Origin of the sequence: Puniceibacterium confluentis (assembly GCF_007923445.1) — a bacterium.
Lineage (GTDB): Bacteria > Pseudomonadota > Alphaproteobacteria > Rhodobacterales > Rhodobacteraceae > Puniceibacterium > Puniceibacterium confluentis.
Window position 1 is genome coordinate 1 of the sequence record NZ_VOJI01000059.1, and the last position, 4,962, is coordinate 4,962.

Annotated in this window: 4 protein-coding genes and 1 pseudogene; 4 read left to right on the plus strand and 1 reads right to left on the minus strand. The window is 53.4% G+C overall.

Annotated features, from left to right (window positions below; genetic code table 11):
• The coding region (locus FOY53_RS22380; protein WP_186766731.1) for a transposase at positions 1–331 on the minus strand (331 nt) is incomplete at its 3' end.
• Between the two features lie 696 nt (positions 332–1,027).
• Between FOY53_RS22380 and FOY53_RS22385 the strand changes: the two genes are divergently transcribed.
• From FOY53_RS22385 to FOY53_RS22400, 4 genes and pseudogenes are all read left to right on the plus strand, one after another.
• Complete coding sequence (locus FOY53_RS22385) at positions 1,028–1,321, plus strand: hypothetical protein (protein WP_146592506.1); 294 nt, start codon at positions 1,028–1,030, stop codon at positions 1,319–1,321.
• Positions 1,318–1,803 carry a type II TA system antitoxin MqsA family protein gene (locus FOY53_RS22390; RefSeq protein WP_146592507.1) on the plus strand — a complete coding sequence of 162 codons (486 nt, stop codon included), beginning with the start codon at positions 1,318–1,320 and terminating at the stop codon, positions 1,801–1,803. Before FOY53_RS22385 ends, FOY53_RS22390 begins: the two co-directional genes overlap by 4 nt.
• A 4-nt stretch (positions 1,804–1,807) precedes the next feature.
• Positions 1,808–3,658, plus strand: coding sequence for a KGGVGR-motif variant AAA ATPase (locus tag FOY53_RS22395; protein WP_146592508.1), 1,851 nt, complete (start codon positions 1,808–1,810; stop codon positions 3,656–3,658).
• Between the two features lie 607 nt (positions 3,659–4,265).
• Positions 4,266–4,962, plus strand: a pseudogene (locus FOY53_RS22400) (transposase); the annotation flags it as partial.

Here is a 4,962-nt window from a genome sequence, read left to right on the forward strand (position 1 = left end):
GCGGGCCATCTGCGCGGCGATGGGGAATCTGCACGGCCAGGGTCTTTTGCCTGCGGCACAGCGTCGAGAAGTCCGGCCCCGCCAACTTCAGCAAGCGCGCCACCATGCCAGCGGTCTGGCGCAGCGGCAGCTTGAACAGGATCTTGATCGACAGGCAGAACTGGATAGCCGCATCGGAAAACACCGCTGGCCGTCCGGGTCGCCAGTCACGTGGCGCGCGCCAGGTCATGTCCCTGTCGACCCGGATCAGCAGCGATCCCCTCTTCCGCAGCGATGCGTTGTAGCTGGACCAGGTCGTCGTGCAATAGCGGATGGGAGATGGCTTGCTCATACCGCGCGTCTAACGGCATGGATTCACGAAGTGAATCCTCCGTCGTCAGACTTGTGCAACAACGCCGCACGGATGTCAGCGAAGCGCAGGAAGTGACCTTTGCAAACTCGCGGACAGCGACCAGCGCGACAGGCATGATCGGCCCGAAAGCTGTCATCCGCCAAACATGTAACACATGACGGCTTCGTCAATCTTGGAAACATTCGAGATCTCTGAGGTGGAGCCTGTGGCGTGCTACATCAGCGTTCTACGCTTCTGGCTCAAGCCCACGCCATGAGAGATTCGTAGGTAGAAACTCATGTTTAGACTGTGTATCACTGGATACACCGTCATCGCGTTTTTCGGTGGCAAAGAGCGGACCAGCCGCCAACGCAAACTTTTATTGAAGAAGAGGCGCTTTCAATTGCTGAAGGCAAAGGGGAGCAGGGGTTGCATGGCGACTGAACCAGTGCAGCCTGTTGGTAAGTCTGCCAGACACTTGGTCTACACACAAACTGGAGCTGGCATGATGTACGGTGAGCTACTTGGCATCACATTTTGTAAACCTCTCAGGTGTACAGTCACAAATACACTTGACGAACCGCCGTCTTGGTATCACTTGATGCCAGAGCTCGTGGGCGGCGGATCCAAGGAATGAGTATTACGGACGCTGTTCGCAGCCAGCTTGAGAAATTGTGTAGGGGGCGAAGAACCAGAATGCATGAGTTCTCTCCTACGATGCCAACGCGATGGTCGCCGCAACACGTTCGACGGCCTGGCAGCGGCGAGGCCTTTAGTGACGAAAGCGCGTGGACACTTATTGCTGACTTGCTTCGTGCAGGTCACGAAATCGAAGTGATTATCCTGGATAAACCCCCTGGAAAAACGGGATATGTCCTCAAGTGTGACGGCTACGAAGGTGAAAAAATATACATGAAAATCATGATGGGGTCAGGGAAAGTAATTGGCCGCAGTTTTCATGTGAGTAAGAGAAGAGATCGGGTGCAATGATGGCGGAAAAAGGTACTACTACCTGCGCAATGTGTGGCGAGGCAACCGTTGAAAAAAGGATTATGACGCAACAGTTCGCTTACGTCAGTGGAGCCCGTGATGTGCTTTTGACCGCTGACATACCCGTTGAGCATTGCCATTCTTGTGGTGAAACCCTGGCCGGTGAAGACGCAGAGATTGCGCGTCATGAAGCAGTGTGCAGATATTTGGAGAGACTTACTCCACGCGAGGTTAGATCGATCAGGAAATCTAAGAATTTGACACAGAAGGACTTCGCGATTGAACTTGGTGTGGGATTGGCATCACTGAAGCGGTGGGAGACTGGGGCGAACATCCAAGGAAAGCAGCATGACTTGAAGTTACGTGGGCTTATATCGCAACCCAGGGACTTTTCGAAAAAATTCACGCCGGTATTCCGCACGCCAATGAAGGAATACATGATGGTTGCCGCGGAGCGCTTTGAACTGCGCCCGCGGGATTAGATAAATGTTTGTAGTTACATTTTACAGCTATAAAGGTGGCGTTGGGCGCACGATGGCACTTGTCAACGTCGCTGCAAACCTTGCTCGGCGGGGCAAAAAGGTACTGGTCGTCGATTTCGACTTAGAGGCTCCCAGTCTTCCCAACTATGGATTCCTGGCTCCGTGCGCATCACGCCAAGGATTGGTCGATTACATAGCCTCGTATAGAAGTAACGGCGTTGCCCCGAATGCATCTGAGTATGTCTACAAGTGCTCAGGAGAAAGTGAAACGATATGGGTGATGCCATCTGGTGACACGAGCACTATCGAGTACTCGACTAAGCTTTCCTCTATCGACTGGAGTACCTTGTACACAGAAGAAAAAGGCTACCTATTCTTTGAAGATTTGAAGCAGCAATGGAGGGAGAACCAAGATCTTGGTTTCGACTATGTGCTGATCGATAGTCGCACTGGCCACACTGACGTTGGCGGTATATGCACTCGACAGCTGCCGGACCTAGTTGTAGCTATGTTTCTTCCGACAATGCAGAACATTTCCGGGCTTGCGCCGATCATGAACGAGGTTCGGCGCGACAAGTCTCGTCAGATTAGGCCCGTTGAGATTCTTTTCTGCGCCTCAAACGTACCAGACCTGGACGATGAAAGATCGATTTTGTCGAACCTCCTTGATTGCGCTGCAGGAGAACTCTCTTTCAAAAAGAAAGACCTGAAAGTTGTTCACCAATACGCGAGCCTCGATGTTCTATCACACGCAGTTTTTGCACTCGAGCGACCGAATAGCAAACTTGCCAAAGAATACGCTGAGCTTGAAGAGGCAGTCATATCTTTTAACCACATTGACCCTGATGGAGCTCTACTTGCACTAAAGAACATACGCCTAAGGGCTCGCCAAACGACAAGCAGCCCGAGAGTGTCGGGTCGCGAGGAAATCGCGGAGGCAGTTGATCGAATATTCTCGATGCATTCGGGAAACTCCGAGATTACAAAAATCGTCGCCCAAATTAGGGCGATGATTGGCGACATCGAAGGTGAGATAAGTGCGCTGACCGCCACCATCGAGTCTGGCGGCGATTCAGTCTTTCTGCGGGGCATGCGTGCAAGAGCCTATCAGGCCATTGGCGAAACAGACCGCTCAGAAGCGGACTTGAGGCATATTATCGAAAGTGAAGATTCGTCTGGTGTCAATATCACCACCGCTCTGCAAATGCTTCGCGGAACCCACAAGGAATTCGATAATATCATAACTTCCCTTTTGAACAGGGAGAATCTGTCGGTTTCCGCACTCAACTCGCTTTCAGAATTTGTCCTGTCGGAGCGACACCATTTATCTCGCTTCGCGGATCAAATATCATCTGCAATTTCGAAATCTTCTGGAACTCAAAGTGAGATCAGTACCGCGCGAGTGAATTTGGTCTTGTCACTCATTGGTTCGGAAAGGTTTTCGGATGCTGTTGAGCTATTGACGCAACCAAATAGTGATCTCCCTGATGCCATTCCAGAGATGTTTAATCTCTTCATTGCTCGTTGGGCTTTCTCAGGCGTTCCTGATGTCTCTATGGCTGATACAGTTCTTTCAAATATGCTTGCTGCAGACGACAGAGATGACGCGAATTACTTGCAATGCGCCGCAGTACTAACGGCGATTGCAGAGGGGCGTGATCAGTCGTGTGCCCTATTAGATCGTGCTATCAAGGCGGCAAACACACGAAAGAGGCGTATATTCAGTTGTGTGTCTTATCTCTATAGCACCCCAGAAGACTTTATTGACGATTGCGAGGCCCTGAAGGACGGGATCGTAGAAAGTGGTGCAATTAGACTTGAACTGGGTGGCACCCGGCCGATAGCCTTGGTCTGATGAGATGTATGTTGATTTATGTAGGCAATTGTTCGGCTCCACAGGAAAATCCATCTCCACCTCGTGCCTGAGACCAAATGGAGCCTGCCGATAACATAGCGGTCATTTGCTTCAATCGCAGCGAATGACCGGTCCCTGCCCTCAAGTCCCGGGCTCGGCTCAATCCTGCGCCGGGCACGAATGTCGTAGAAGGGCTGCCTGCCGTCGGCTGCGACCAGCCCTGAGGCTGTGGTGATCCTATGATTTCGTGCTGCGCTGCCGCAAGGCAGGTTCGAGCCCAAACTAACCTCGCTGCCGATGGACAGCTTCGCACTTGCGGCACGGACGGGCTCGACGTGACCGGCCCACTGCTGACGTTCGAGCCTCGTCGGTGCTGCGCGGCGGCATTCCCCGAACCGGCCATTGGACATGGAGCGCAGCATTTCGAGCTGCGGAACATTTGCGATAAGGCCCTTTGTGGGCGCTCAGCTTCGCCGGGCGCAGCAACGCCGCTGCTCCGGTAATCCTCCCCAAAACTAAGGGGCTGCGTAAGTAGAATTTTCTCGGCAAGATGCATGAGGAGATTCATATGAAGATGACCAGATACAGCGAACCATAGGTTCTTGCGATCCTGCGCCAGGCTGAAGGCGGTGTGCCAGTGGCTGAGCTTTGCCGTGAACATGGGATGAGCAATGCGTCATTCTACAAGTGGCGGGCGAAGTATGGTGGCATGGATGCGTCCATGGTCAGCCAGATGAAGGCGATGGAAGAGGAGAACCGGCGGCTGAAGCGGATGTATGCGGACCTCAGCATGCAGGCTGATTTGCTGAAGGAAGCTCTTGGAAAAAAGTGACCGGGCCATCTCAACTCCGAGAGATGGCCGAGAATGCGGTGGCGCGACGAGGAGCCAGCATTGCCCTGGTCTGCCGGGCCTTTGGGGTCAGCGAGACCTGCTATCGCTATGGGCCCAAGTTGCGGGCAGAATATGAGGAGATCGCCGATCTGTTGACCGGCCTGACAGACGCACGCAAGACGTGGGGCTTCGGGCTGTGTTTCCTGCATTTGCGCAACGTGAAGGGCCATCCGTGGAACCATAAACGCGTCTATCGCATCTACTGCGAGCTGGAACTTAACCTGCGGATCAAGCCCCGCAAGCGGTTGAAGCGGGACAAACCTGATGCGCTGGCAGTCCCGGACGCGCCAAATGTGACCTGGTCGATGGATTTCATGGCGGATCGGCTGGGGGATGGCCGGGCGTTCCGGCTGTTGAACGTGCTGGACGACTTCAACCGGGAAGGCTTGGGGATCGAGGTCGACTTCTCGCT